Genomic DNA, 24,431 nt, shown 5'->3' on the forward strand with positions numbered 1-24,431 from the left:
TCCAACATAGGGCGCAACGCGCCACGTTTCAAATGGGTGCCGGCGTTGAATCCGCCTTTGCCCCCTGCTAGGCGCTGGCCGCATGTGCGCGGCACCCCGCGCCCCCATCATCCTCAAGGAAGATTGACATGGACGAGCAGGACAACGGCGCCGGAATCGGCAACCAACCCGGCCAGGACGGCGCGCTGCCCAACGGCGCGGACAATGCCCCCGCCGTCGGCCTGCTGTCGCAATATGTGAAGGACCTGTCGTTCGAGAACCCGAACGCACCGGCCGTCTTCCAGGACGCACAGGGCCCGGAAATCAACGTCCAGTTCGACATCGCCGCCAACCAGGTGGCCGATGACGCGCATGAAGTGACGCTGAAGATCGAGGTTCGCGCCGAGACGCAGGGCCGCGTCACCTTCCTCGTCGAGCTGGCCTATGCCGGCCTGTTCGGCGTGCGCAACGTGCCGATGGACGCGCTGCAGCCGTTCCTGCTGGGGGAGGCACCGCGCCTGCTGTTCCCGTTCGCGCGCCGCGTCGTCGCCGACACGATCCGCGACGGCGGCTTCCCGCCGCTGCTGCTGGAGCCGATCGATTTCAACTCGCTGTACATGCAGCAGGCCGAGCAGCGCGACGCGCAGATCGCCTCGGGCAATTTCGGCCAGGCCTGAACCTGACTGGGGCCATGATCGCGGGCTGGCGCTGTGACGTGCCGGCCCGCGAACGGCCTTCTGACCGGCGCGCCCGCCGCCGGCCGGCAATGACCAAGCGGGCGATCCAGCGGGCGACCACGCGCATCACCAAGCGGGCGCCACGGCCATCCGGCGAGTGGAACCTGACACGATGAACCTGACGCGTGCGCTCGGCTCCGTTGGCGGGCTGACCCTGGCCAGCCGAATCCTCGGGCTGGTGCGCGATTCGCTGTTCGCGCGCTTCGTCGGTGCAGGATTTGCCTCCGACGCCTTCCTGATCGCGTTCCGCCTGCCCAACATGTTTCGGGCATTGTTCGCGGAAGGCGCCTTTTCCGCCGCCTTCATCCCGCTGTTCAACCGCAAGGTCGCCGACAAGGACGGCCGCGGGCTGAACGACGGGATCGGCTTTGCCAGCGATACGCTGTCGATCCTGGTGCCCGTGCTGATCTTCTTCACGATCGTCATGGAGCTGGCCGCCTGGCCGGTGACCTGGCTGCTGTCAGGCGGGTTCAACGATGCGACGCGGGCGGAATTCGCCTATGCCGTCGAACTGTCGCGGCTGACCTTTCCCTATCTGATGCTGATCAGCCTGGTGTCGCTGCTGGGCGGGATCCTCAATTCGCTGCACCGTTTCTGGGTCGCGGCGGCGGCGCCGATCCTCCTCAACCTGACGCTGATCGCGGCGCTGCTGTTCTTCCATCATCAGGACAATCTGGTGACCGCGCGCAACCAGGCGATCGCGGTGACGGTATCGGGCGCGTTGCAGCTGATCTGGCTGATCTGGGCGTGCCGCAAGGCGGGCGTGGTGCTGAAGCTGAAGCGGCCGACGCTGACGCCGGACGTGAAGCGGCTGATGTCGCTGATCTGGCCGACCGCGGCGGGCGCCGGCGCGGTGCAGATCAACCTCGTCATTTCCACCGCGCTGGCGGCGAGCCTGCTGTCCGCGGGATCCGTCAGCTACATTTATTATGCCGACCGGCTGAACCAATTGCCGCTGGGCCTGATCGGGATCGGCCTTGGCACCGTCCTTCTCCCGACGATTTCCGCGCAGCTTGGCCGGGGCGAGGACGCAGCGGCGATGGAGACGCAGAACCGGGGCATGGAGCTGGCGCTGTTCCTGACATTGCCGGCGACCGCCGCGCTGATCGTGTGCGGCCAGCCGATCGTCGCCGCGCTGTTCCAGCATGGCGCCTTTACCCCGGCGGACACGGTGGCGACGGCGCAGTCGCTCGCCGCCTTCTCGATCGGGCTGCCGGCGTACATCCTGGTCAAGGTGCTGACCCCCGGTTTCTACGCGCGGCAGGATACGCGCACGCCGGTGCGCTATGCCACCGCGTCGATGGTGGTGAACCTGGTGCTCAACCTCGCCTTCATCTACCCGCTGGGGCATATGGGGCCGCCGCTGGCGACGGCGCTTGCCTCCACGGTCAACGTCGTCCTGCTGTGGCGTGCGCTGGTGGCGAAGGGGCATTTCGTCGCCGACGCGCAGCTCAAGCGGCGGGCGTGGCGGCTGGTGCTGGCGGCGCTGCTGATGGGCGTCGTCATGTGGTTCGCCAATGACCTGTTCCGCCCCTATACCACCGGGCCGAGCCTGCACCGCTGGGGCGCGATGCTGGTGCTGGTCAGCGCGGGTGCGCTGGTCTATTTCGCCGCCACCTTCCTGTTCGGCGCCTTTCGGATGGCCGACGTCAGAAGGCTTGTTCGTCGATAGGATCCCCCCACAATGCGCGTCGTTTCCGGCATCAAGCCCACCGGCAATCTTCACCTCGGCAATTACCTGGGCGCGGTGAAGCAGTGGGTGGCGATGCAGGACGAGATCCAGGCCGCCGGGGGCGAGACGATGTATTTCATCGCCGACCTTCATGGCCTAACCGAATGGATCGCGCCGGCCGAGCTGACCGCCAACACGATCGAGATGACCGCGACGCTGGTCGCCGCCGGGATCGACCCCGAGCGGTCGACACTGTTCAACCAGACGCGCGTGCCGGCGCACAGCGAGCTGGCCTGGCTGCTCAACAATGTCGCGCGGGTCGGCTGGCTCAATCGCATGACGCAGTTCAAGGACAAGGCGGGCAAGAACCGCGAGGGCGCGAGCGTCGGCCTGTATGACTATCCGGTGCTGATGGCGGCCGACGTGCTGCTCTATAACGCCACCCACGTGCCGGTGGGCGAGGACCAGAAGCAGCATCTGGAGCTGGCGCGCGACATCGCGACCAAGTTCAACCAGGACTATCAGACCGAGCTGTTCACCCTGCCCGAGCCGCTGATCAGCAAGGCCGCGCCGCGGATCATGAGCCTGCGCGATGCGTCGGCCAAAATGTCCAAATCCAACCCGTCGGCGCAGTCGGTGGTGAAGCTGATCGATAGCGACAGCGAGATCGCCGACAAGTTCCGCAAGGCCAAGACCGATCCCGACGCGCTGCCGGACAGCTGGGAGGCGCTGGCCGAGCGGCCCGAGGCGCGCAACCTGGTGACGATCTTCGCCGCGCTGGCGGATCGTACGCCCGAGGAGGTGGTGGCGGAATTTGCGGGGCAGGGCTTCGGCCAGTTCAAGCCGGCGCTCGCCGACCTGGCGGTGGCGAAGCTAGGCCCGATCCGCGACGAGATGCTGCGCCTGCTGAACGATCGCGGGGCGATCGACGCGATCCTGGCGCGCGGGGCGGAGAAGGCGCGCGATCTTGCCGCGCCGGTGCTGGCGGACGCGCAGAAGGCGATGGGGCTGCTCGCCTGAGGTGATGGCGGGGGCTGGTTGCTGGCGGTCAGAGCAGCAGGACGACCAGCGCGATCAGCGACCAGAGGAAGGTCGACGCCGCGATCCAGAAGCCGAGGCATGCCGGATCGAGCGTGCGGGCCGCGGTTACGCCGTACCTGACGCCGATGAGCGGTGCCGGGCGCGGCACGGTTGCGCCGTGCCGCGGGTCCGCATGAGCGGCCGGCGAAGCGATCGTATCAGCGTGAAACTCACCTGCCATCCGGCCATCCATCCATTGCGACGCCATTATTGCAGCCGCCGGGATCGCGCAGGCGAGTAAAGAACAAGATAATGCGCAAGGCGTCGTGACCTTCTCCAGCCCCGGGGCGTCGCGTGATGCGCGCTTCCTTATCGCAAATACTTCCCCCGTATTGGATACATCCTTCGGCCTTGCGGAAGAATGATGCTTGACCGCCAGTCCGCTAAGAAGGCACCCAGTGCGACAAGATAAGACACGATAAGATCGGGATTCGGGCTGGTTCATCAGGCCGTCTTCTGAAGCGTTCATCGCAAAACCAGGCGTGAAAGATCATGACCTGGAGGGTTCAAGGGGGTTTGGGTGACGACTTTGTCCGACTTCCCCTTGGCGCGCGACTGGCTGACCCCCGTCGATATGATCAGCGCGCCAAGCGACGGGAAGCGGGCATTGCGGCTGCGGCTGTATGTGGCCTTGCTCGTCTGCGACATCCTGTCGCCGCTGTTCGGATTTGGCATGGGTCGGCTGATCGCGGCCCTTCGCGGGCTGCCGCTGGGCAACCCTGCGCTGCTTGCGGCGATCCTGCCGATCTACCTGCTGCTGGGCACGCGCACCTATCGCGCGCCGACCCTGGAACGCTGGCGCGCCTCGGCATGGGGCGCGTTCGCCAATCTGCTGACCGCGTTCCTGCTGACGATCTTCATCGCCTTCCTGTTGCAGGAAGTGTCGCCCATCTCCCGGGTGAGCGCGATGGTGACCTTCTTCTGCTCGGCGGCGATGCTGCTGCTGGGGCGAAGCGTCATCGGCATGTGGAGCGACCGGTTGCTCGCGGGCTCCGCGCTCAGCCGCATGCTGATCCTGGATGGGGTCGACGTGCCGCTGCCGCCCGGGCTGAAGATCGTCGCGAGCGAGCCGCTGGATTCGGCGCAGACGACAATCCATCCGCTCGCGCTCGATCGCCTCGCGCGGCAATTGCGCGGCGTGGACGAGGTGTTCGTCGCCTGCCCCCCGTCGCGCCGGGCGACATGGTCGACCGTGTTGAAGGGCAGCAATGTCACCGCGCGCCTGCTGATCCCGGAACTCGACACGATCGGGGTGATCGGCCACCGCCACTTCAACGGCGTCGCCTGCGTGCTGGTATCGGCCGGCGGGCTGCCGCTGCGCGATCGCCTGCTGAAACGTGCGCTGGACCTTGCCATCGTCATCCCGGCGCTCGTCTTCCTCGCGCCCCTGCTGATCACCGTCGCGCTGCTGGTGAAGATCGACAGCAAGGGGCCGGCGCTGTTCGTGCAGACGCGGGTTGGCAAGGGCAACCGGCTGTTCGCCATGTACAAGTTCCGCAGCATGCGGCTGGCGGCGTGCGACAGCGAGGGCCGGGTTTCGACGCTGCGCGACGATGCGCGGGTGACTCGCATCGGCCGTTTCATCCGCGCGACGAGCATCGATGAACTGCCGCAGCTGTTCAACATCCTGCGCGGCGACATGAGCTTCGTCGGACCGCGTCCGCACGCCATCGGCTCGCTCGCCGGGGATCAGCTATTCTGGGAAGTCGACCAGCGATACCATCATCGCCATGTCTGCAAGCCCGGACTGACCGGCCTGGCACAGGTCCGCGGCTTTCGCGGCGCGACCCACCGGCGCGAGGATCTGATCAACCGGCTTCGCGCCGACCTGGAATATGTCAACGGATGGAGCCTGATGCGCGACATCATGATCCTGTTCGCGACGTTGAAGGTGGTGGTGCACCGCAACGCGTTTTGAGCAGCGCTGGCGCTGGCGTTGGCGTTGGCGTTGGCGTTGGCGGTGGTGCCGGCTCGACGTGATCTGATCGCAGGGTGCTATGACCTGATGTGGAGTAGCCAATGATCGGAGCGACACTAAGCCGTCGACTCATAAAGCGGACTGACGGAAAGTGCCAAATCAAGGTCGTTCTGTAGATCGGGGCACTACCCCGAAACCGCCGATCGACCAACGCGCAGCAGTCTCTTTCTCCATGTCCGATGGCCCGTTTCGGGCAAGCGGAATTGGGAACGGGACTCGGGAAAGCCAGCGCATCAGGCGCGGCAGAATGACGGATGTTGCCCAGGCCGTCCCGTTCAACCTGTCGACCTGGAAGCCGGTCAAGACGAGAGGAAGGCTGCCAGCGATGCCACGTCCGTGGCGCAATGCCCGCCATAGAGCGGGTGCCACTGTGTCGTGACGCCGCGGCGGCGCGCCATTTCGACAAGCTGCTGGGAGCCCTCGAAGTTGCCGTAAGCGTCATACAGGCCGTTGGAGAGATAGAGCGCCGGATAGGCTGGTCCCGCCCGCTTGATCAGGGCGAGCGGCGATATGCGCTGCCACTCGGCATCGTTTGCCGCATATCTGCGCGCCATCATCCACACGCCGAAGACGATCTTGGGGTTTGCCCCCGTGCGCTGCATCGTCGCGCGTATCGTGGACAGCGATGCGAACGGCAAGATCGAATAGACGCCGGGGCACAGGGCCGCGACCTTGGCGAACCGCGACGGATAGGACAGGCCGGCAATCAGCACGTTGAGGCCGCCCATCGACTCTCCCACCAGGAGGCGACGACGCGGACGCCCGATCTTCGCCTCGATCGCGGGCAGACGGGTCATCAGATCATCGAGCAGGCCGCTGTCGGGCTTCTTTCCCTTGGGGGTCAGCAGCCAGGTCGAGCCATAGGAGACGGTCACGACGGTCGGCGGCAGCTCGGGGCGGCGCTGCCATTCCGACTGGACCAGAGCCGTCATGTAGGTGTCGTCGTTCCAGATGCGTTCGTCGAGGTTTCGACCGTGCATATGGTAGACGACATCGCCGTTGGTCCCACGCCGATCGCGATAGACGCAGTACCGAAGCGACCCCGATGTGTCGCACGCTTCCTCCGCCGGGCGGAACGATACCTTTTGAGCGCCCCGCGTTCGCGTGACCTGTCCCCTTGCGTAGTAGATCAGGGCGGCGATGATCGCGGTAATGAGCCAGTATAGATAGCGGCGCGTCATCATCAGCCGGGCCGCACGGCGGAGCTTGCTGGTATCGGTGGAAGCCGACATGCGATCAGGCCAGCCCGACGAACAGGTGGCGGTCGGACAGCGTGCCGTCCGCCTCATCCCGAACGCGGGAAACCACGCTGGCACCAACCCCTGCCCGCTTCGGCAATGCCAGCAGGCTCAATGCGTAGCCGATGATTGCGCTGCCGCCATAGCCGACAATCGGCGTCGGATAGTTGCCGACGGCTGCCGCCAGGATCGCGGCAAACCAGACCGCGCCGAAAGCGGCGTAGGTCGCACGGTTGCCGTAATCGCGCCGCCAACCGACGATCGCCGGGACAAGGAGGATCACCAAGCCTCCCAGCACGGCCAGGCCGGCAGCGACATGAACGCTGAAGGACGAGTAGAGAACTTGTTCGACATGCGGCACCGCCGGCAAGGGATCGGCACGAGCGAGCGTCACCGCGAAGCCGGCGATGCTTGCGATCAGTACCGCGGTGGAATGTCGGTCACGGCGGATCATCGCGAGTGTCGCGAGGCCAAGGACAAGCATCCCGGCCATCGCCCGGTCCGGTTGCAGCGCGATCGCGGCAATGGCGGCGATGACGCCCGCCGTCGTCACATCGCTTCGGCTTCGTGAGAAGGCGACAATCATCACCGGCAGGAGGATCAGGCTCGGTTGGAGTGCGAAGCCGCCAAGCCGCACCCAGCGCGATATGCCTTCGACCTCATTGCCCATGAAAGCCGTCGCCAGCAGCGCGCCCGCCATCGCGATCGTCGCGCCGCCCATCCATTGGCGGTCCAGCGGGAGAGTGCGGCCGAGCAGCGCCAGCACCGCCAGGCCGATCGCCAACGCGCCGACGTTGACCCCAAGATAGCGCGTCGGCGCACCGGCGATCACCATATAGGCAAGGCCGAGAATGACCGCCCCGACCGCGCAGGCGATACCGAGGGCGCGAGGGCGAAGCATCATGGCGTCCATGATCGTCATGGCGGTCGATCGTTCGGAGAACGACGTGCCTTCACCGCTCAGCGCCGCGAACGGTTTAAGCAGGTGCGATGCGACCGCGCGGGGCAGGAGCCCGCACACGCTGTGAAGCGCGAAAAGAAGCGCCTCTGTGTCGTTCGGGATGCCGGCCGTCTCGCACCGGATTGCCCACCCCCACGAATGTAGCGAGGGAGGCAGCGTCGCTTGCAAGGCACGGCAGGCGAGATCGGCCAGACCGCGGCGGAGGCCGGCGCTCATATGGTCGCCTCTTGAGGTCGTGTGGTGGAGGTCGCCGGATTGGCGGGGGGATTGGCGCGGGCGAGTTGCACGCCGCTCGCCGTCAGACGGTAGGCGTGCCGCGGCGGTCGCCCTCCTTCCGCCGGATGCTGCCACTCCGCTTCCAGATAGCCTTGCGCCTCCAGACGGATCAGGAGCGGATAGAGCGTGCCGGATTTTACATCGGCGCGCCGCGCCAGCTCATAGCCGTGTGACCATTGGCCGTCGGCATCGAGCAGGACGGCGAGGACCATTCGGGCGTGGGGCGAGAGCGCGCGTCTTCGGGACATACGCAAGAAGTCTACCTAGGTAGACTTTACGTCAAGCGATGATTTTGCCTGCCCTCCCGGTGCGGACCAACATGCCATTCTCACAAGGCCGAGCTTTAAGAAGCCGATTGTCTTCCCGATGAGGTGCGGTGGCGATCCGCCTGGCACGCCGCCTGCTGCGGCGAGCAGGCCTAATCGGCGGGGTAATAGCTGGCGTAGCGTTTGGCGTAGCGGTGCATGCCGCCGGCGGCGCGGGTGGCGGGGTCGACCTGGGTGAAGAGGACGCCGACCGGGTGGCCGCCGTCGTGCCGCAGCCATTCGACCGCCGATACCGCCGCCGGGACGGGCGTGCTGTTCCACTTGATGACCAGCACCGTCGCGTCGGCCATCGCCGCGAGGAGGCGGCCGTCGGCCAGCCCGACCATTGGGGGAAGATCGAGCACGACATGGTCGTAGCGGGCTCGCAAGGTGGCGAGCAGCTCCTCCATCCGGCCGTTGCGCAGCAGCTCACCGCCGGCCGCCGAGGGGCGCGCGACGAGGAGGTGATCGAGCCCCGCGACATCGCCAGGCTGGATCGCGTCGTCGAGCGCGGCCTTGTCGCGCAGCACCTCGAGCAGCCCGGCGCCGGGCGCGCGGGCGCGCACCATCTGGCGCACACTGGCGCGCCGCGTGTCGCAGTCGACCAGCAGGGTGCGCGTGCCGGTCAGCGCGAGGGTGCGGGCAAGCGCGATCGCCGAGGTCGACTTGCCCTCCGCCGGCAGCGACGAGGCGATGGCGATGACCTGCGGCGTGGCGTCGCGGCGATTGCCCCCTCCCCCGCGGCCAAGCGCGGCCAGCGCCACGCGGAAGCTTTCGGCGAACATCACCGTCGGGCGTTCCAGCATCAGATCGAGCGGGTTGAGCCCGCGCGCCACGACCGGGACGGTCGCGAGCACCGGCAGCCCCAGCCGCCGCTGTATCTGCTCGACCGAGGCGAAGCCGCCACCAACCATGTCGAGCGCGAGGATCGTCACCGACCCGGCGATGACGCCGCCGAACAGCGCCAGCGCATAGAGGATCGGTCGGTCGGGCGCGGCCGGCTGCAGCGGCGGCTCGGCGCGTTCGATGACCTCCGCCTGCGCCATCGCCAATCGTGCGTTCTGCATGCTGTCGAGCGAGAGCTGCGACATGCGATCGTAGAGCGCACGCTTGGCCGCGGCCTCCCGCTCCAGCGCGGCGGCGGTGACGGAGTCTCGCGTGCTGCGCGCCCGCTCCTGCTCGAGACGATCGAGTGCCCCGCGCAGGCTGGCGGCGCGGGCATCGGTCGCCGCGGCGCTCGCCTGCAAGGCGCCGATGACGCGGCGTGATTCGGCCTCCAGCTGGCTGTCGAGCGCGGCGAGCTGGTCGCGCACGCGGATGCTTTCTGGATGCCGCTCGCCATAGCGGGCGTCGACCTCTCCGCGACTGCGCAGCGTCTCGGCGCGCTGGCGACGCAGGTCGGCAATGACGGCCGAGCCCAGCACTTCGGACACCGCATCGAGCCCGCCATGCGCCACCGGGATGCGCGCGGCGGCGAGGTTCGAGCGGGCGGCGGCCGCGTCGGATTCCGCGCTGGCCAGGTTGCTGGCGAGCGGCGCGACCTGTTGATCGGTGATCGTGCCGAGGCCAGCGCCCGATCCGCCTTCGATGATGCCGGTCGCCGCGCGGAATTCGGCGGCGCGGGTCTCGGCTGCGCTCGCCTCGCGCCCCAGTTCCTCCAGCCGCTGCTGGAACCAGGCGCTCTGGCGCGCCGCATGGCCGAGCTTTCCCTGGGTCCGCCGCTCGATATAGCCATCGGCAAAGGCGTTCGCGAGCGTCGCTGCCTTGACCGGATCGGCGGCGGTGAAGCGCACGTCGAGCACGAAGGCGAGCGCGGCGCGATCGACCGACAGATGCGACAGCACCGCCGCCGGCACCGCCAGCGAACGGACGGCGGCGGGATCGAGCGTGGCGGTGAAGTCGGGATCGGCGAAGAGGCCGAACGATCGCGCGATGCCGGTCGCCAACTCCAGCGAGCGTATCGCACTGACCTCGGTCTCGATCGCTTCGGGAGTGAGTTCGCTGCGCTGCGCCTGCGCGTTGCCGGCCAGCGGATTGCGCGAGGGATCGAGGCGGATGCGCGCGGTGGCGGTGTAGCTGGGCGGGACGCTGCTGATCAGCAAGGCGCCGATGATTGCGACGAGGATCGTCACCGCCGCCAGCATCGGCCAGCGCCGGCTGAGCAGATCACGCGCATAGCCCAGGGTGTCGGCCAGCGGTGGATCGTCGTCTTCTGTCCTGGGGCCAGCCGTCATGCGTATGTCCGACGTCTCAAAGGTGAAAGGTGAGGCCGGTTTGGCCCCGTGTTTCGCGCGCGGCGGTGGCGGTGCCGTCGCGCACGACATGGCCGATCGCGGCGTCCAGGGTGATCCGGCGCGAGACGAGGTAGCGGGCGCCTGCGCCGACGCGGCGGATGGTGCGCCGGTTGGGGGCGGCAATCTCCATCTGGCGGGCCGCGTCGGCGGTGGCGGTCAGGATGAGGTTGGCGAGCAGCTCGTAGTCGACGCCGGCGGCCAGGCGATCGTCCCAGAACGGCCGGGGCCGGCGATTGCCGTAGGTCGCGTCCTCCAGGCTGCGGCGCGCCTTGGCGCTGAGCGTCAGACGCTGCGTCGGGAACAGCTCCAGCGCGCCTTCCGCGACCAGCCCGCCGCGATGCTCCCCGCTGATGTAGTGGCGGTCGACATGGCCGATGGCGATGGTGCCGCGCGCGCGCTGCGCGAGATCGACATTGAGGCCGGCGGCGAGGCGGATCATGTCTGACCCGAGCGGGGCGCGGCCGGGGGCGGTGAAGCGGGTGGTGGTGTGCCCCGCCTGGACGAACAGCGACAGGGCGGGCGAGCGGGCATATTCGAACTGGCCGGTGACGCGGATCACCTCGCGATCACGGCCGCTTTGATCGAGGCGGGTGCCGTCGGCCCGGCGAACGGGCGCGAAGCGGAAGGTGGCGGCGTCGGCGATGACGAAGGTGCGTATGCGGCCGCTGACATGTTGCACCCGGACGGACGCAAGATCGCGGCGGAAGCGCGACACGGCCGCCTGCGCCGCATCGACTTCCCCCGAGAGCGGTCCTTCGACCTGTTGCGACGCTGCGAGACGCGGGGTGGCGCGCAGCGTTGCGCCAAGCTCCAGTTCCCCCTCCCCCGCCAGCGTCCATGTGCGTTCGTTGCGGCGCGATTCATTGAGGTAGCGGCGGTCGAGCGCCTCGGCCTGCAGCCGCAGCGCGTGGCGCGACCAGAGCGAGGCGACCTCAACGGCGGGCGCCAACGATACGAAGGCGGATGGGCGGCCATTGCTGGGCGCGAGATAGCTGTTGGACGTGCCCCCTGCCGCCGTGCGCAGGCGGGGAAAGATCATCAGCCCGCCGATCCGCGCGCCGCTGGGGGTGTAGGCGGGACGAAGGCGCTGGGCGACGCTGAGGTTGCGGCCGCGATCGACCCCTTGCGGGATCGCCGCGGACACGATGAGCCCGTCCTGCGCCCGCGCGCCCTGCGCCGCGAATGCCGTGGCAAGCGCGAGCAACGCGCCCCCCAGCCGCCCCATCCACAATGCATGATCCCCCCCGAAACCAAGCAGATAGTGTGGTTAACGCGTGCGCAATGCAACACCCTTTCGCGGGTCTTCAGAAGAAGCGTTCACCGATGCGCAGCGTGTCGCCAGGCCGCACGATCAATTCGGGGGTCAGGCGATAATTCACTTCTGCTGCAGTCCCCTCCCCCCGGATGCGGACCACGGCGCGGTTGGCGCGCGGCGTGAACCCGCGGGCGAGCGCGACGGCGTTCATCGCGGTCATGCCGCTGGCATAAGGATATTGGCCGGGTGCCGCGACCTCCCCCATGATGTAGAAGGGGCGAAAGGCGACCACCTCCATCGCGACGATCGGTTCGCGCAGATAACCGTCGGCGAGCCGCGCCCGTGCCTCCGCCGCGACTTCGGCCACCGGTTTGTCCCGCGCCGGGACGCTGCCGATCAGCGGCAGCGACAATGTGCCGTCGGGATTGATCCAATATTCGCCGCTGAGCCCGGGTTCATTGTAAACGCTGACCTTCACCTTGTCCCCGGTGCCGAGTCGATAGTCCGCCGTCAGCGCCTCGGCTGCGACGTAGCGGTCGCCGGAGGAGAGCACCGGCCCCTCCCCCTGTTCGGCACAGGCGCCGCATAGCGAGAGGATGCCGAAAAGAAGTGCTGCCCGGCCGATCATCGCGCCCCCGTTCGCGTAAATCATTGTTTCGGCGACGCTTGCACAGGAAAAGGGTCGACGCAACGACGCGCCGCAGCCTGGGACTGCCGGATAAACAGGGGTTGGCGGATCAATAGTCGCGCGAGATGCGAACGTTCGCGCTTTGCCGGCCGAGCGTGGAAATGCTGGACAACAGCGATAGCCAGCGGGTGACCTGATATTCGACGCGGGTGGCGGAATAGCCCTGACCGTCGGTGACGATCTCCGCATAGAGCCGGCGCGTCACATATTTGCCGGCGGCGATCGACGTGCTCTGCCCGGTTTGCGGATCGGCGGGAAGGATGCGCAACCGGTCCAGCCCCGCCGCGCGGCGCACCGCGTTGATCGGATTGAGCCCGCCGTCGCCATCCCGCAGCGCTGCGACCGCGGCGGCGAGCTGAAGCGCCTCGGGCGCGGACAGATTGGTGATCGACGTGCCGAACAACAGCCGCGAAAGCAGTTCGTCCTGCGGCAGCGCGGGCGTGCTGCTGAAGGTGATTTCGGGCTTCAGCGCGACGCCGGTCACGCGGATCGACGCGTTGAGCCCGGTCGTGTTGGCATCCGCCTCGATATCGAGGGCGGGATTGGCGGGCACTTCGCCAGCGAAGCGGATGACGCCGCGCGACAGCTCAAATTCACGCCCGGCGAATTCGTAGTCGCCGCGGACGAGATCGGCCCGGCCGGTGATTGCCGGATTGTCCGGCGCGCCGCCGATCGCGAGGTCGGCGGACCATTCGCTGGTGAGGCCTAGACCCGTGACGAGCAACTGATCGCTGGCGCGCGCGCGGATATCGAGCTGCCACGGGGCGGGCGGGGTGGTGACGTCGCTGCCGCCGCCCGGTTCGTTGATCTCCCTTATCTTGAGGCGCGGCACCGCGCTGGCGGCGGTCGCCTGGCCCAGCCGGTAGCGGCTGCGATCGAGCTTCACCGCGCCCGAGATGGTACCGCCGCGGCCGGTCGACTGGAAGCGCAACGGCCCGGTGACGGTGGCGCCAATGTCGTCGCGGTTGATCATCACCGCGCGATTGGCGTTGAGCGTCAGGTCAAGGCCGATGCCGCCGCGCGCCGCAAAGTCGAACCTGCCGGTGCCCGTCACCTTGCCCTCGCGCCCGGCATTGGCGGTGAACTGGTCGATCGACAGCAAGGAGCCGGAGAAGCGGCCGCCCGCCTGCACATCGGTCAACACCGTGCCGGTGGTGGCGCTTTCGATCCGCGCGCCCTTTGCCTGCACGGAGCCGCGAATGGCGGGATCGGCGAGCGTTCCAGTCACGTCGGCGGCGATGGCGACGGGGCCGGAGAGGTCGAACAGCTCGAGCCGGGTCAGCCGCCACAGGGTGTCGGCCGGACCTTCGTAGCGGAGCTGGCCGAACACGCCGGCATTCGCGAAGCGGGTGGTGATGTCGCCCGGTGCAAGGCGCAGCAGCGCTTGGCCGCGGCCGATCGTCCGCCCGCCGCTGCCGACCACCGCGCGGATACCGGCGCGATCGGCGGTGAGGACGCCGGCCACCGCCATGTCGATCGGGTTGGAGGACACCAGCAGGCCGGAGCGCGTCAGGCCGCTGACCGCCATGTCGATCCGGCCGGTCGGCGCGCTGCCGGTGGTGCTGGCATAGCTGATCTTGCCCGAGGCGGTGCCGCCAAGGCCAAGCCCGGGCGACACGATGTCGAGCACCGCGAGCGGCATCTGCGACAGGCTGGCGTCGATCATGTTGCTGTCGGTGGTGAAGCGGCCGCCGACGGTGGCGGTGCCGCCGGCGAAGGCGATCGTCGCCGGCGCCAGCCGCCAGCCATCGCCATCGCGGGTCACCACCGCGGGCGCATCGAGGCGCAGCGGGCGGCGATCGACCGTGCCCTGCGCCACGATGCGATAGCTGTCGGGGGTCACGTCCACGACGCTCTGCAGGTCGAACGATCGCCCGCGCGAGCCGGCGATGGCGAGCCGCACCTGCCCCAAGCCGTCGCGCAGCTGCGCATTGGCGGCGAAGCGCGCGAGGCTGAGCGGGCCACGACGCAAGCCGGTGCCGTTGAACGTCCCCTCCAGCGTGGTGCCGGCAGGGTCGAGCATGATCGCCAGATCGATCCGCCCCTGGCGCAGCGTCGCGCCGCCGACGAGTTGGGCGTTGCGCAGCGCCAGCCGGGTCTCGATCCGCTGCACCGCGTTGACCGGGCGGAGCACGACCTCTCCATCGATCCCGCCGCCGCTGACCGCGAGCCGACCGTCGAAGCCGTCATCGACGATGGTGACCATGCCGCTCGCGCGCGTGCCGCTAACATCGAGGCGCTGGACCGCGATCTGCGCGTCGGCGCCGCGGGGCAACAGGATGTCACCGGCGCCATCGAATGGCCCGAGGCGTGACTGACCGGCGGCGGTGAAGGTGAAACCTTGCGCGGTGGGATCGAGATGAAGCCGCACATCCTGCAGCCCCAAGGCGTCATTGGGCCGGCGGAACTGAAGGTCGAGCGTCGGGCGTTCGATGCGGCCGTCGAGCTTCAGCGCGACGGGGCCATATTGTGCCTGCTGGCCGGCGCCGGCGAAGACGAAGGTACCGTCACGGCGGCGGTAGCCATTGCCGACCAGTCGGATCGACGGGCCAGTGAGCACCAGATTGCGGAAATGGAGGATACCGTCGGGCGTGCGTTCCAGCCCAGTGACGATACGCGGCAGTCCCCCGGCCAGACTGCGGAAGAAGCCATTGTCGAGGCGGACCATCTGCGCGCTGCCATCGCCGATCACCCGCGTGCCGCGCCCACCCGGGCCCGGCACCACGCGCAGCCGCGAGGTAACGTCGACGACGCCGAGGCCCGGGATAAGATAGCGGCCCAGCGCGCCGTTCAGGCCGACCTGATAGATGCCGGTGCGCAGATCGACGAGCAGGCTGATCCGGCCGGTCAGCTTGTCGGAGCGCAGGCGAAGGTCGTCGCCGGTGAGCGTCGTGGATGTCACGCGCAGGATGCCGTCGACCGACAAATTGCGCAGGATTCCCCCGGCAACATCGCCGACGCCGGTCACGCGCGCCGCGGTGAAGCGGACCGGCAGCGCGATCGGTGAGGCGGACAGCCGCCCCTTCCCCGCCAGCCGCGCCTGTTCGAACCCGGTATTGTCGAAGGCGAGGCGCGGCGCGGTGACGCGATAGTCGAAGCTGGCGGTGGCGAAGCGCCCGTCGAGCACGGCGCGAAGCTCCACGTCACGGCCGCTCATGTTGGGGAACAGCGCCGCGGGCCGCAGCAGACGCGCGCGGATGCGCAGGTTGCGCCACGCGCTTTCGCCCAGATCGGCAATGCCGGTGGCCTCGATCGCGAGCGCCGACGAGCGGGCGGACAGTCGGCCGTCGAGCCGGCGATTGACGAAGGTGCCGGCGCCCTCGACGCGTACGCGCGGCGCGGAGAGGCGCTGAAGCTTGCCGCGGGTAATGCTGCTGGGGGCCAGCGTCCCGCCGAGGGTGTAGGCGCCGGCGCGGTTGCCAAGCGCGAGATCGACGATCTGTGCGTCGCCGGCGCGGGCCACAGCGCGGCCCTGCCAATTGGCCCAGCGGCCGTCGCCGGCGATGTCGAGCGACAGCGGCCGGCGGATGCCGGAAAGCCGCGCCAGCACGCCGTTGGCGGTGCCGCGGGCGCGCACGTCGATATCGAAGCGATTGCGATCCGGCGCAGCGTCAATGCGCAGGCGGAGCTGATCGCTCCCCTCGACCAGTGCATCAAGCGCGACGAGGGCATTGCCGTTGCGGATATCGGCGCGGCCCGCAATGCGGCCGTAGCGCAATGCCCCGGTCACCTTGGGCGCGACCACGAGCCGATCGAGCGACAAACGGCCGATCACGATGTCGAAATCGGGCAGGATCGGCCCGTGCCGGCCAGTCGGGCGCGGCCGGGGCAGTTTCGCCAGCATGGCGACCGGAATATCGAGCGAGCGGATCTCCAGCCGGTTGGAGAGCCAGGCGAAGGGCCGCCAGTCGAGGTTGGCGCGCGGCGCAGCGAATACCAGCCCCTCGGGATCGTGGACCTTCACGTCGCGCAGCACGGCAGCGCCAAAGAGCGAGCCGTCGATCCGGCCGACGGTGATGCGCAGCCCGTTCGCCGGCCGTGCGGCGTTGATCCGCTGCGCGACCCAGCGGTGGCCGACATCGGTGTCGACGATCCACAGGCTGGCGAGGATGATCGTGGCGAGTGCGACGATCCCGCCGAGGGCCCAGCGCCACAGCCGCATCAGAACGCCTGCCCGAGCGAGACATAGACCGCGACGCGCGAATCGCCCGGCTGCGGATTGAGCGGGGTGCCGACGTCGACGCGGATCGGGCCGAAGTTGCTGTAATAGCGCACGCCCACGCCGGCACCGTAGCGCAGGCCGGAGAAGTCGGGCAGCGCGGAGGTGTAGATGTTGCCCCCGTCGAAGAAGGGCACGATGCCGAAGTCGCCGAATGCCTTGATCCGGCCTTCGATGGCGAATTCGGCGAGGCTGCGCCCGCCGATCGGATCATTGTTGGGATCGCGCGGGCCGATCAGCTGATAGCCATAGCCGCGCACCGAGGCGCCGCCGCCGGCGTAGAAGCGGCGGGACGGCGCGATCGCATCACGCGGCGCACCGACGATCGTGCCGAGCCGGATGCGCCCCGCCAGCACCACGCCATCGCTGACCGATTTATAGGCGCTGGCATCGACCTGGGTCCGCGCATAGCCGAAGGCCGAACCTTGGAGCGATACCTCCGGGCTGAAGCGGCCGCCGAGGCGGAAGCCCCGCGTCGGGTTCAGGAGGTCGTCGGAGCCGTCATAGACGAGGCTGGTCGGCGCGGCGGCGATGAAGAAGGTGCGGCGGCGCGGCTCCCCGGTCGAGACGATCACGTCGCGTTCGTCGGACGCCACCAGCTCGGCGCCGAGCGACCAGGTCCACGTCTTCTGGAAGAAGATGTTGGTCTGGCGTTCGAGGCTGCCGGAGAGCGAGAAGGTGTTCGCCTCATAGGCTTCGCGATTGGTGTGCGCTGCGCTGATCTGCGCCGTCAGCACCCGGTCGCGGCCCTTGAAATTGTTGCGGCGGAAGGTGACCGCGCCGAGCTGCTCGCGCGTGCCGAGCACCGAACGGAGCGTCAGCGCGCCTTCGGGCGGGAACAGGTTGCGGTGAGTCCAGCTCGCCTCGACGCGCGCGCCTTCGCCGGTGCCATAGCCGATTTCGCCCGCAATGGTGCGCGGCGGGGCAGGTTCGAGGCGGACATCGATGTCGACCGTGTCGGGCGTGGTGCCGGGTACCGGGGTGACCTCCGCCACCGACACCAGCCCGGTCTGCACCAATGCGCGGCGCAGATCGTCCAGCGCGGGGGCGTAATAAGGCTTCCCGGGTTCGAAGCGGGCGATTTCCTGCACATGTTCGGCATCGAACACGCGATTGTTCGGATTGGCGCGGATCTGCCCGAAGACGCGCGCGGTGCCGGGATCGACGCTGATGTCGAGCGTGGCGGTGCGCGCCTCGCGGTCGATCGTCACCTCGGGTTCGCCCACCTTGGCGAAGGGAAAGCCTTGTTCCCCCGCCTCGACGCGCAGCTTCGCCTCTCCGGTGGTGATGCGATCGGCGTCGACGGGGTCGTCAGGCTTGACGCCAAAGGCATCGCGCAGCGCGGTCGCCTTGTCCCCCGCCGCCGCGACGCCATCGATCGTCACCTCCTTCAGCCGGTAGATCGGCCCCGGTGTCGCGGTGAGGATGACCAGCGGACGGCCATCGACGGTGTCGATGCGGGGTTCGACCTCCGCATCATAATAGCCCTGCGCGCGCAGCAGCGTGACGAGCAGCGTCGAATCCTCGCGCGCGCGGCGATCGAGTTGCGCGGCGTTGGCGGCCTCACCATCGTTCTGGTCGAGCACCGACAAAGCGGCGAAGCGTTCGCGCAGGAGCGGCGAGGCCATGTCGTCGAGCCCGTCGATGCGCCACGCATAGCGTGTCTCGCCGGTTTGCGCGGCGGTCGCCTGTTGGGCGGCGGGGGTCTGCGGCGGCAGTTCCGGCCAGGCCACGCCAATATCGGGCATGTCGGCGAGCGGCGCGGCGGGATCGATCGGCTGTTCCGCAGGAAGCGCAGGCGCGCGAGCGGTCCCGGCCGCTTGCTGCGCGCCAGCCGGCGCCGAGACGATCGACGCGATCAGACCTGCCCCAGCGATCAGCGCCCTACGCCCGTCCATTGACCCTGCCGTAAGCCGTCCGCCGCCGGGCGGCAATGCGGCGTGACGCTCAGTGCAGCGTGCCCAGGCGTTGATCGGTCGCAAGCACCCGCACCAACCGTTCGACTTGACGCCAGCGGCAGAAGTGGATCACGTTGCCGACGGTGCGGCTGCGATCGGCGCGACGTGCCGCCTCGTCCGCAGCATAAGTGCCGAAACGATGGATCAGCGCGGCGGCGTCAGACACCAGTTGGCGGTCGGCGAGGTACAAGGATGACAAGGTGGCGCCCCGTTGCGAATGACGCGGCCGCGCTACCGCGCAACGTCCTCCCCGGGCGTGAACGGCGAGGGTTAACGGTTTGCCGCTTGGCAGCGTGCGGTGCGGCGTGGCAAGGCTCGCGTCATGGCCGATCCCCTCAAGCGCCCGGGCAATGCCGGCGGATTCCTGATTGCCGTTGGCTTGCTGGCCGGCACTGTCATCGGGTTGCTCGTCGGGCAGCCATCGATCGGCTTTCTCGCCGGGCTGGCGATCGGCAGTGCGATCGCGGTTGCCATGTGGCTGAAGGATCGCGGCTGAAACGCGTGATGCGCGGCAGCCACCGGCGATCAGGGTTCACGCAGTAGCAGGCGGACGCGGCCGATCACGTCAGCCTCCCCCCTTGCGCACGATAGCGGCGCATAATCGGGATTGTCGCTGAGCAGCGTCAGGCCGGCGCCGTCCCGCCGCACCCGTTTCACCAACAGTTCATCGCCGCGGCGCACCACGAAGATGGCGTCGCTGGTGAGTGCGACATCGCTGCGGTCGACCAGCAGGCGGTCACCAGCCAGGATGGTGGGTGCCATCGAATCGCCCACCGCATCGATGAGCGAGGCGGCAGCGGGGGTGATGCCGGCGTCGCGCAACAGCCGCGCGCCGAACGCCTCGTGGCGGATCGCCCGCTCCTCCCCCGTCGCCTGCCCCGCGCCGGCCGAGGCGGCGACGGTGAGATAAGGGACGGATACCAGCGGCGCCTCGGGCGCGGCGGTGCCGCCGAGCAGTGTTTCATCGACGCCGGAGAATTGCGCCAGCACGCGGCGGTCGGCCTCCGCCAGACGACGCGGCGTCCCCCGGCGGACGAATTGCTGAAGATAGGCAAGGTTGCGCCCGAGCAGCCGGGACAGTTCCGACAGGCTGATCCCGCGCGCTGCCGCGAGCCGCTCAACCGTCTGGGCCACCGTTTCCGCCATGCCATCCTTGTAATCTAGGATTTTTCCTAGACAAGTTGGAAAAGTTGAGAGAACGAAAGTGGAACATAAGCGACTCAGGAGCTTGCCATGTCCCTCCTCACCCAGATCGATTGCTACCTGCGGCGGACGGGAATTCCGCCGACCACCTTTGGCCGGCGCGTGGTGAATGACCCCCGGCTGGTCCACGACTTGCGGCGCGGGCGCACGCCGGGACCGAAGATGCGCGCGCGCGTCGAGGCGGCGCTGCGCGAGGCTGCGGCGGACGTGCCGATTGCCGCCAACGGCCACGAAGCGGAGGCGAATTGATGCGCGGCCCTGCGCCGGCGGCGCTGATCGAGCGCGCGCTGCACGCATCGGCGGCGCAGCGGCGCCTGTCGGTGACGATCGAACCGATGGGGTCGGCGCCCTGGTATAGCGCCACCTTTGCCGGAGAGCGGCATGCGATGACGCTGACGACCCCTGCGGGAGACGCGGCGCGCGAGTGGCTGTCGCGGGTGGAGGATGTGGACGTGGCGCTGCCGGGCTGCCTGCTTGCCGGGCTGTCGGTGACGGGGGCGCGTGAGCAGGACGGGCAATGGCAGGCGCGGATCGAGGCGGTGACGGTGGATCGCGCGTAGCCCGCGCGACCGATCAGCCGCGCGCCATGCGGCGGAGCATCACCAGCGTATCGTCGAGGCTGCCCGGCGGGGGCGACGGGGCCGGCGGATCGGGTTCGGGCAGCGGCGGCGCGGGCGGCGGCGCCCCCTTGCGCCGCTGCGCTCCGCGTTCGAGCCGGTCGAGCAAGGCGCTGATCGAGTCCTGATCCGTATTGGCGGGTTCAGGCGCGGGTTCGAGATGGGGTTCGGGGCTGGCCGGTTCGTCCCGCTGGTCGGCGTCACTCTGGTCAGCCGCGGGTTCGGCGGCCAGCTCGCTGAGGGGAAGCGGTTCCGGTGCGGCCGCATCTAGCTCTTCGGCGGCCGGCGTTGGTGCTTCCCATTCGGCGGGAGATACCTCGGCGGTCGGGACAAGCTCCGGAACTGGCTCTTCAGGTGCGGCGTCATCATCGGAGATCGGCGGCTGGCTGAGGTCATCCGCGATCTCCGCCGGCATGTCGGGCAGCGACTCGGACGTTTCTGGCGCCGCATCGTGGCTGCGCGGCGGGACGACGATCGTGACCAGCGGCGCGACCGGGCGGGCCGGTTCACGCGGGACGTCGGGAATGGCGATCGGGTCGAAGGCGGCAAGCGGCTGATCGAGATCGGCCGGGAGCGGCAGATCGTCGCCGGGCAGCACCCGCGCGGCCGGGCTGCCGACCGCGGGTAAGGGCGGGCCCAGATCCTCGTCCGCGCGAATCGGCCAGCGCGGCGGGTGATCGGGGTGCGCGTCCGCGCGGCGCAAGGCGGGGAGGCCAGCGTCGCGGTCTCGGCGGCGCAGGGCGAACAGCGGGCCGCCATTTCCCAGCCGCCAGGCGATCGCCGACACAAGGAGGAAGGGGAACAGCGCCGCCAGTGCCAGCAGGGTGCGCCCGGTCGCGCCGACAGGCGGGGCGGCCGCCGGGATGACATCGGGCAGACCGAGTCGCCACAGCAGCAGGTCGAAGTTCACGCGCGGCATCGCGGCGATCGACGCGGCAATGATGACGCCGGCAGCCAGCAAGGCTGCGGGGATCAGATAGCGTGTCACGTCCGTGCCGGTGCGCCTTACGACCATGTGTCACCCTTGCCCGCGGCATCCATCAGCCGCCGATAGACCGGTTCGTAACGTGAAATATTTGAAGACCAGTTACGCTCCCGCTCGACAAAGGCGCGCGCGGTGGCGCGGCGGTTATCCCAGATCGTGCGGTCTGCGAGCAACGCGGCGAGCGCGGCGGTGATCGCGGCGGGATCATCGGCGGCGAACAGCGTGCCCGTTTCCCCGTCGCGGATCAGCTCGCGGTGGCCGCCGACGTCCGATGCCGCGACCAGCCGGCCCTGTGCCATCGCTTCCAGCGGCTTCAGCGGGGTGACGAGATCGGTGAGGCGCATCTTCTTGCGCGGATAGGCGAGGATATCGACGAGGCTGTAGTAACGCTCCACCTCCTGATGCGGCACGCGGCCGGCGAAGTGGATCCGGTCGGCGACGGGCGAGGCCGCGACCTGCGCGCGGAGCGCCGCCTCCATCGGGCCGCCGCCGACCAGCAGCAGCTGTGCGCGCGGGCGCTGCGCGACGAGCGCGGGCATGGCGGCGACGAGATCGTCCAGCCCCTCATAATCGTAGAAGCTGCCGATGAAGCCGATCACCTCCCCGTCAAGGCCGAGCTGCTGCGCCAGCGCCTCGTCGCGCGGGGGCGGGTCGCCGAACAGCGCCATGTCGACGCCATTGGGGGAGACCATGATCTTGTCGGCAGCGACGCCGCGGGCGAGCAGATCGGTCTTCAACCCCTCGCAGATCACCGCCACCGCATCGGCGCGGCGGACCGCCCAGCTTTCCAGCGCGCGGGTGGCGCGGTAGCGCAGCGAGCCTTCGGTCCCGGTGCCATTGCCGACCGCCGCATCCTCCCAGAAGGCGCGAATCTCGTAAACGAGCGGCAGGCGGAGCGCGCGGGTCGCTCGCATCGCGGCCAGCGCGTCGAGCACGGGCGAATGGGCATGGATGATATCGGGGCGGAAATCGCGCGCCACCGCCATGATCCGCCGACCGAAGGCAGCGACCTCGGCCATTTCCGACAAGGGCGCGCGCAGTTTCATCGACGGGCCGGTGCGGTGGAACGTGATGCCGTCGACCACCTCGGTGGCTGGCGATCCGTGATGATGGCGCGGGCCGGTGACGGCCGCCACCTGCCACCCGCGGGCGAGCTGTGCCTTGACGATCGCGCGGGTGCGGAATGTATAGCCGCTCTGCAACGGCAGGCCGTGATCGAGGACGTGAAGAATACGCATCACGGCTGGCCTGCCACGCCGGCGCTTAACGGCACGTCAACTGCCAAGGCGCTAGGCGGGAGCAACGTTTTTCGGCCTCGCCCTGCACGGCGGCGCCCCTCGGGATCGACCAGCACCGCGCCATGATCGACAATTTCGCCCTTGCGATCAGCCATGGCCTGCTGCTGCTGACAGCCTGGTTGCTGCTGCGGCGCGACGATCTCGATTCGGAAGCGCCGCCTGCCGACAAGATTCGCCCGGGACGTCGCCCGCGTGCGTGACTTTGCCTTTATCGGTTTCCTGCTCGCGTTGTTCGCATGCGGGTTCAAGCGGCCGTTCATCTTCGTATTGACCTATATCTATATCGATATCGTCTCGCCGCAGCGGATTACCTATTACCTGCTCAACAGCGTGCCGGTGTCGATGATCGCCGCGGGGCTGGCGGTGCTCGGCTGGCTGCTGGTGGACGACAAGAAGGATTCGCGCGTCGCGCCGCGCCAGGCGCTGATCGTGCTGCTCTTGCTCTATTGCTGGATCACCACCCGCACCGCCGATTTCCCGATCGAGGCCGAGGGCAAGTGGGAGTGGGTGTGGAAGAACCTGGCCTTTGCCGCGTTCCTGCCGCTGACGCTGCGCACCCGGCTGCGGATCGAATCGCTGCTGCTGTTCGTGGTGCTGTCCGCCGCGTCGATCATCATCGTCGGCGGCATCAAGACGCTCGCCTCCGGCGGCGGCTATGGCGAACTGAACCTGATGGTGAGCAACAATTCGGGCCTGTACGAAGGATCGATCATCTCGGCAGTGTCGATCTCGCTCATCCCGATCATCCTGTGGCTGGGCAAATATGGCACCGTGTTCCGGCCGGACCGGCGCGTCTGGCTGTTCTGTGCGGCGCTCACCTTTGCCTGCCTGCTGATCCCGGTCGGCACTTCGGCGCGGACCGGCCTGTTGTGCATCGGCCTGCTCGCGGTGCTGATGCTGCGCGAAGTGAAACGCAAGGTGCTGTACCTCGCGGCGCTGGGGCTGATCGGCGTTGCCGCCATCCCGTTCCTGCCGAGCGCGTTCAGCGAGCGGATGGGGACGATCAAGACCTATCAGGCGGACGAATCCGCCTCCACCCGCATCGCCGTGTGGAAGTGGACGATGGACTATGTGAAGGACCATCCGTTCGGCGGCGGGTTCGAGGCCTATCGCCAGAACCGGATCCGCTACGACACGGTATCGGTCGAGGGCGAAGGCCCGCATCGCACCGTCCAGCGCAACCTGACGGTGGACAAGAGCCGCGCCTATCATTCGAGCTATTTCGAGATGCTGGGCGAGCAGGGTTATCCCGGGCTGGCGATCTGGCTGCTGATCAATGTCATCGGGCTGGTGCGGATGGAGGTGCTGCGGCGGCGCTATCGCGAGGGCGCGTTCGCCTGGGCCGGGAGCCTGGCGGGCGCGTTGCAGAATGCGCAGCTGATCTACCTGCTGGGCGGGGCGTTCGTCGGTATCGCCTTCCAGTCATTCCTGTTCATGCTGATCGGGGCGCAGATCGGGCTCGACACCTATCTGTCGCGACGCCGCGGGGAGACTGCGTGGCGGCCGATGCGCCGGCAAGCGCACGAAGTCACCGCCGGCCTGACTTGACACCTTCCCCCCACCCCTGAGCGCTGCTATCGGCCGCTGCGACGTCTCGCTCACGCCCGCCCAGGCGCGCTCGCGCGAGAGGCGCGACCATCGCGCTTCTTGCTTCCCCGCCGCGCCCGAGCTGGCCGCACTTATGGGGA

The 24,431-nt window shown here is 68.6% G+C and carries 22 protein-coding genes; 9 read left to right on the forward strand and 13 right to left on the reverse strand.

All coding sequences use genetic code 11. The features are described from left to right. Positions 1–128 precede the first annotated feature (128 nt). The 3 genes from secB (at position 129) to trpS (ending at position 3,408) form a co-directional block, all read left to right on the forward strand. A complete protein-coding gene (gene secB / locus L8F96_RS03830) occupies positions 129–656 on the forward strand; it encodes a protein-export chaperone SecB (protein WP_125944296.1) in 528 nt (175 codons plus the stop codon). A 172-nt stretch (positions 657–828) separates the two neighbouring features. After that, positions 829–2,388: a murein biosynthesis integral membrane protein MurJ gene (gene murJ, locus L8F96_RS03835; RefSeq protein ID WP_334655138.1), complete on the forward strand. Its 1,560-nt coding sequence runs from the start codon at positions 829–831 to the stop codon at positions 2,386–2,388. Between the two features lie 12 nt (positions 2,389–2,400). Continuing rightward, positions 2,401–3,408, forward strand: coding sequence for a tryptophan--tRNA ligase (trpS, locus tag L8F96_RS03840; RefSeq protein ID WP_334655139.1), 1,008 nt, complete (start codon positions 2,401–2,403; stop codon positions 3,406–3,408). A gap of 28 nt (positions 3,409–3,436) precedes the next feature. On the opposite strand, the gene L8F96_RS03845 is transcribed toward trpS, so the two are convergent. After that, complete coding sequence (locus L8F96_RS03845) at positions 3,437–3,676, reverse strand: hypothetical protein (RefSeq protein ID WP_334655141.1); 240 nt, start codon at positions 3,674–3,676, stop codon at positions 3,437–3,439. Positions 3,677–3,988: 312 nt separating this feature from the next. Here L8F96_RS03845 and L8F96_RS03850 point away from each other — a divergent pair, with 312 nt between their 5' ends. Further along, entirely contained in the window at positions 3,989–5,386 is a 1,398-nt protein-coding gene (locus L8F96_RS03850; RefSeq protein ID WP_136450665.1) for a sugar transferase, read from the forward strand. Positions 5,387–5,745: 359 nt separating this feature from the next. Here L8F96_RS03850 and L8F96_RS03855 read toward each other — a convergent pair whose 3' ends face one another. The 9 genes from L8F96_RS03855 to L8F96_RS03895 form a co-directional block, all read right to left on the reverse strand. Further along, positions 5,746–6,678, reverse strand: a complete 933-nt coding sequence (locus L8F96_RS03855) for an alpha/beta hydrolase-fold protein (RefSeq protein WP_334655142.1) — start codon at positions 6,676–6,678, stop codon at positions 5,746–5,748. Between the two features lie 4 nt (positions 6,679–6,682). After that, the gene (locus tag L8F96_RS03860) at positions 6,683–7,606 is read right to left on the reverse strand and encodes a hypothetical protein (RefSeq protein WP_334655144.1); all 924 of its coding nucleotides are present in this window, start codon (positions 7,604–7,606) and stop codon (positions 6,683–6,685) included. Positions 7,607–7,857: 251 nt separating this feature from the next. Continuing rightward, positions 7,858–8,133, reverse strand: coding sequence for a PadR family transcriptional regulator (locus L8F96_RS03865; RefSeq protein WP_197075509.1), 276 nt, complete (start codon positions 8,131–8,133; stop codon positions 7,858–7,860). A 206-nt stretch (positions 8,134–8,339) separates the two neighbouring features. Beyond that, positions 8,340–10,460, reverse strand: a complete 2,121-nt coding sequence (locus tag L8F96_RS03870; RefSeq protein WP_334655146.1) for a GumC family protein — start codon at positions 10,458–10,460, stop codon at positions 8,340–8,342. Between the two features lie 16 nt (positions 10,461–10,476). Beyond that, positions 10,477–11,745 (reverse strand): outer membrane beta-barrel protein, encoded by a 1,269-nt coding sequence (locus L8F96_RS03875; protein ID WP_334655148.1) that lies wholly within the window; start codon positions 11,743–11,745, stop codon positions 10,477–10,479. 79 nt (positions 11,746–11,824) lie between these two features. Further along, on the reverse strand, positions 11,825–12,427 hold the full coding sequence (locus L8F96_RS03880) for a polysaccharide biosynthesis/export family protein (RefSeq protein ID WP_231621929.1): 603 nt from the start codon (positions 12,425–12,427) through the stop codon (positions 11,825–11,827). Positions 12,428–12,512: 85 nt separating this feature from the next. Beyond that, positions 12,513–16,625: a translocation/assembly module TamB domain-containing protein gene (locus tag L8F96_RS03885; protein WP_334655149.1), complete on the reverse strand. Its 4,113-nt coding sequence runs from the start codon at positions 16,623–16,625 to the stop codon at positions 12,513–12,515. Further along, entirely contained in the window at positions 16,625–18,580 is a 1,956-nt protein-coding gene (locus L8F96_RS03890) for an autotransporter assembly complex protein TamA (RefSeq protein ID WP_334655150.1), read from the reverse strand. Before L8F96_RS03890 ends, L8F96_RS03885 begins: the two co-directional genes overlap by 1 nt. Positions 18,581–18,629: 49 nt before the next feature. Further along, complete coding sequence (locus L8F96_RS03895) at positions 18,630–18,839, reverse strand: hypothetical protein (RefSeq protein ID WP_046409229.1); 210 nt, start codon at positions 18,837–18,839, stop codon at positions 18,630–18,632. 123 nt (positions 18,840–18,962) lie between these two features. Between L8F96_RS03895 and L8F96_RS03900 the strand changes: the two genes are divergently transcribed. Next, complete coding sequence (locus L8F96_RS03900) at positions 18,963–19,136, forward strand: hypothetical protein (RefSeq protein ID WP_164518823.1); 174 nt, start codon at positions 18,963–18,965, stop codon at positions 19,134–19,136. Positions 19,137–19,165: 29 nt separating this feature from the next. Here L8F96_RS03900 and L8F96_RS03905 read toward each other — a convergent pair whose 3' ends face one another. Beyond that, the gene (locus tag L8F96_RS03905) at positions 19,166–19,786 is read right to left on the reverse strand and encodes a S24 family peptidase (RefSeq protein ID WP_334655151.1); all 621 of its coding nucleotides are present in this window, start codon (positions 19,784–19,786) and stop codon (positions 19,166–19,168) included. A gap of 87 nt (positions 19,787–19,873) precedes the next feature. Between L8F96_RS03905 and L8F96_RS03910 the strand changes: the two genes are divergently transcribed. Further along, positions 19,874–20,092: a hypothetical protein gene (locus L8F96_RS03910; protein WP_046409226.1), complete on the forward strand. Its 219-nt coding sequence runs from the start codon at positions 19,874–19,876 to the stop codon at positions 20,090–20,092. Continuing rightward, entirely contained in the window at positions 20,092–20,403 is a 312-nt protein-coding gene (locus L8F96_RS03915; protein ID WP_125944286.1) for a hypothetical protein, read from the forward strand. Before L8F96_RS03910 ends, L8F96_RS03915 begins: the two co-directional genes overlap by 1 nt. Before the next feature lie 13 nt (positions 20,404–20,416). Here the strand turns inward: L8F96_RS03915 and L8F96_RS03920 are convergent, their stop codons facing one another. Continuing rightward, complete coding sequence (locus L8F96_RS03920; protein ID WP_145118328.1) at positions 20,417–21,475, reverse strand: hypothetical protein; 1,059 nt, start codon at positions 21,473–21,475, stop codon at positions 20,417–20,419. Next, positions 21,466–22,683 carry a TIGR04063 family PEP-CTERM/XrtA system glycosyltransferase gene (locus L8F96_RS03925; RefSeq protein WP_046409225.1) on the reverse strand — a complete coding sequence of 406 codons (1,218 nt, stop codon included), beginning with the start codon at positions 22,681–22,683 and terminating at the stop codon, positions 21,466–21,468. The genes L8F96_RS03920 and L8F96_RS03925 overlap by 10 nt, the downstream gene beginning before the upstream one ends. 122 nt (positions 22,684–22,805) lie before the next feature. Between L8F96_RS03925 and L8F96_RS03930 the strand changes: the two genes are divergently transcribed. Then, positions 22,806–22,943, forward strand: a complete 138-nt coding sequence (locus L8F96_RS03930) for a hypothetical protein (protein ID WP_334655152.1) — start codon at positions 22,806–22,808, stop codon at positions 22,941–22,943. Beyond that, positions 22,936–24,291 carry a putative O-glycosylation ligase, exosortase A system-associated gene (locus L8F96_RS03935; RefSeq protein WP_145118326.1) on the forward strand — a complete coding sequence of 452 codons (1,356 nt, stop codon included), beginning with the start codon at positions 22,936–22,938 and terminating at the stop codon, positions 24,289–24,291. Before L8F96_RS03930 ends, L8F96_RS03935 begins: the two co-directional genes overlap by 8 nt. Positions 24,292–24,431 lie beyond the last annotated feature (140 nt).

The organism is Sphingomonas panaciterrae (genome assembly GCF_036890205.1).
Lineage (GTDB): Bacteria > Pseudomonadota > Alphaproteobacteria > Sphingomonadales > Sphingomonadaceae > Sphingomonas > Sphingomonas panaciterrae.

Coding starts and splice junctions, on each gene's coding strand:
- L8F96_RS03890 (WP_334655150.1), bottom strand. CDS start 18,580: ATGGACGGGCGTAGGGCGCTGATCGCTGGGGCAGGTCTGATCGCGTCG.
- L8F96_RS03920 (WP_145118328.1), bottom strand. CDS start 21,475: ATGGTCGTAAGGCGCACCGGCACGGACGTGACACGCTATCTGATCCCC.
- L8F96_RS03930 (WP_334655152.1), top strand. CDS start 22,806: ATGATCGACAATTTCGCCCTTGCGATCAGCCATGGCCTGCTGCTGCTG.
- L8F96_RS03870 (WP_334655146.1), bottom strand. CDS start 10,460: ATGACGGCTGGCCCCAGGACAGAAGACGACGATCCACCGCTGGCCGAC.
- L8F96_RS03900 (WP_164518823.1), top strand. CDS start 18,963: ATGGCCGATCCCCTCAAGCGCCCGGGCAATGCCGGCGGATTCCTGATT.
- trpS (WP_334655139.1), top strand. CDS start 2,401: ATGCGCGTCGTTTCCGGCATCAAGCCCACCGGCAATCTTCACCTCGGC.
- L8F96_RS03845 (WP_334655141.1), bottom strand. CDS start 3,676: ATGGCGTCGCAATGGATGGATGGCCGGATGGCAGGTGAGTTTCACGCT.
- secB (WP_125944296.1), top strand. CDS start 129: ATGGACGAGCAGGACAACGGCGCCGGAATCGGCAACCAACCCGGCCAG.
- L8F96_RS03910 (WP_046409226.1), top strand. CDS start 19,874: ATGTCCCTCCTCACCCAGATCGATTGCTACCTGCGGCGGACGGGAATT.
- L8F96_RS03905 (WP_334655151.1), bottom strand. CDS start 19,786: ATGGCGGAAACGGTGGCCCAGACGGTTGAGCGGCTCGCGGCAGCGCGC.
- L8F96_RS03875 (WP_334655148.1), bottom strand. CDS start 11,745: ATGGGGCGGCTGGGGGGCGCGTTGCTCGCGCTTGCCACGGCATTCGCG.
- L8F96_RS03865 (WP_197075509.1), bottom strand. CDS start 8,133: ATGGTCCTCGCCGTCCTGCTCGATGCCGACGGCCAATGGTCACACGGC.
- L8F96_RS03860 (WP_334655144.1), bottom strand. CDS start 7,606: ATGACGATCATGGACGCCATGATGCTTCGCCCTCGCGCCCTCGGTATC.
- murJ (WP_334655138.1), top strand. CDS start 829: ATGAACCTGACGCGTGCGCTCGGCTCCGTTGGCGGGCTGACCCTGGCC.
- L8F96_RS03885 (WP_334655149.1), bottom strand. CDS start 16,625: ATGCGGCTGTGGCGCTGGGCCCTCGGCGGGATCGTCGCACTCGCCACG.
- L8F96_RS03915 (WP_125944286.1), top strand. CDS start 20,092: ATGCGCGGCCCTGCGCCGGCGGCGCTGATCGAGCGCGCGCTGCACGCA.
- L8F96_RS03925 (WP_046409225.1), bottom strand. CDS start 22,683: ATGCGTATTCTTCACGTCCTCGATCACGGCCTGCCGTTGCAGAGCGGC.
- L8F96_RS03855 (WP_334655142.1), bottom strand. CDS start 6,678: ATGTCGGCTTCCACCGATACCAGCAAGCTCCGCCGTGCGGCCCGGCTG.
- L8F96_RS03880 (WP_231621929.1), bottom strand. CDS start 12,427: ATGATTTACGCGAACGGGGGCGCGATGATCGGCCGGGCAGCACTTCTT.